Raw genomic sequence first — 2,070 nt, forward strand, 5'->3', positions numbered from 1 at the left:
CGTCGTCGGCGTCCCGCCACAGGGTGTGGTCGTACGGCTGGTCGGGGATGGGGACCAGGGTCGGTCCCTCCTTCTCCGGGCCCTGGGCGGAGACCTCGCGCAGCAGGGCGAGGGACTCCCGCAGGTGGTCGGCGTCGGTCCGCACGCGGCGCAGCTCCAGCGCGCCGGGGCCCATGCGCTGCTCAAGGCGGCTCACGGTGCGTACGAGATCGTCGACGCAGCGCTGCGCTGCGATCAGTTCTTCGTTCAGGGTCATGACATGCCCTCACGTCTTCGGTCGGGCGGTGCTGTGACGGTGCCCTCGGCGGTCTCCGCGCACGGCGAAGACACGCCCAGGGCGCTGTGGGGGGAAGTGTCGCGCGTCTCGCGCTCGGTTGGGAAGGGATCTGCAGATTTCCCCCTGCGGGGGTGACGCACGGGGCTGGATCCTGCCGATCCGTACGCAAAACACACGGCCCGATGTCCCTACGGCTGGGCCGGACGGGTTGCGTTGCGCGGCGCGCCCGCCGTGTCGCCGCGGGGTCCGGGGCGGGCTCGTTTTAGGTGGCGGGACAAGAGAAGTGTGATGAGCGGCAAATGACGCCGAAAGTGTGCATCGCGGAGGTATCGCACATGTCCCTTCACAGCCGCAGGCGCTACGCCGCCGTGCTGATCGCCGCGGGCGTCACGCTGCCCCTGGCGGGCTGCGACACCTCCCCGGGCAACGCGGCCGGTGCCGCGCACGACGTCACGGCCGTCTCGCGCGAGCAGCTCCGCCCCGGCGGCACGGTCCGCTGGGCCGTGGACGAGGCGCCGGAGACGTTCAACGTCTTCCAGGCCGACGCCGGCGAGGCGACCGACCGCGTGGCGGGCGCGGTGCTGCCGCGGCTGTTCACCCTCGACGAGCACGGCCGGCCGACCGCCGACCCGGACTACCTGGAGAGTGCGGAGGTCGAGGAGCGCAGCCCCGAGCAGCGGGTGGTCTACCGGCTGAACCCGAGGGCGGTGTGGAGCGACGGCCGGCCGATCGGGGCCGAGGACTTCGAGGCGCAGTGGCTGGCGCTCAACGGTGAGGACACCGCGTACTGGACGGCGCGCAACGCCGGTTACGACCGGATCGAGTCGGTCGAGGCGGGCGACGAGCCGGGCGAGGTCGAGGTCGTCTTCGACGAGCCGTACGCGGACTGGCAGGTGCTCTTCTCGCCGCTGTACCCGATGAGCGTGACGAAGACGCCGGAGGCGTTCAACGAGGGGGCGAGGAAGGGGCTCGCGGAGGTCGCGGGCCCGTTCACGATCAAGGCGGACGAGAGCGGGAAGCGGGACGGGAAGAAGGACACGAAGAGCGGGAAGTACAAGGACGGCAAGAAGAGCGACGGCAAGAAGGACGGCAGGAAAGACGGCAGGAAGGGCGGCGGGAAGAAGGACGGTGGGAAGAAGGGGCGGAAGGCCGGGAGCGAGGCGAGCGAACCCACGTCCGTGACGCTCGTGCGCAACCCCCGCTGGTGGGGCGATCGGGCACTGCTCGACCGGCTGGTCTTCGAGGAGCTGCCGCGCGGCACCGGGCGGGAGAAGGCGCTGGACGCCGGCCGGCTCGACATCGCCGAGGTCGAGCGGGACGGGGCCCTGGAGGCCGCCCGCGCCGAGAAGGCCGCGGAGTCCACGGTGCAGGTCGCCAGGACCGACCGGACGCAGGACGGCAAGCCGGCCGACCTGGTCTCCCTGCCGAAGGCCGGCCCGCGCCCGTACACCGTGCACCGGGCGCTGGAGCCCGCGTACACGCAGCTCGCCCTCAACGGCAGCTCCGGCCCGCTCGCCGACGAGCGGGTACGCCGCGCCGTCGCCCGCGCCGTCGACCGCGGCACCCTGGCCCGCAGCGTCCTCGGCCCGCACGGCCTGCCGGCGAAGCCGCTGGGCAGCCACCTGCTGATGCCGGGCCAGCCGGGCTACAGCGACCAGAGCGCCGCGCTCGGCCCGCAGGACGTCATCGCCGCCCAGAAGCTGCTGGCGGAGGCGGGCTGGAAGGGCGGGCCGCGGTCCGAGGAGGAGGCGGAGGCGAAGGGCACCGCCGGCCGCGAGGGCCGCGACCGGGCG

General features: G+C 73.2%; 2 protein-coding genes. One reads left to right on the forward strand and one right to left on the reverse strand.

What is annotated here, in order from left to right; all coding sequences use genetic code 11:
* On the reverse strand, positions 1 to 256 hold a 256-nt coding region (locus tag H5J30_RS29410; RefSeq protein ID WP_181790346.1), incomplete at its 3' end, for an Rv0250c family protein.
* Positions 257 to 612: 356 nt separating this feature from the next.
* Here H5J30_RS29410 and H5J30_RS29415 point away from each other — a divergent pair.
* A partial coding sequence (locus H5J30_RS29415; RefSeq protein ID WP_258563591.1) for an ABC transporter substrate-binding protein occupies positions 613 to 2,070 on the forward strand: 1,458 nt, incomplete at its 3' end.

The sequence above is a fragment of the Streptomyces phytophilus genome, assembly GCF_013870535.1.
GTDB lineage: Bacteria > Actinomycetota > Actinomycetes > Streptomycetales > Streptomycetaceae > Streptomyces > Streptomyces phytophilus.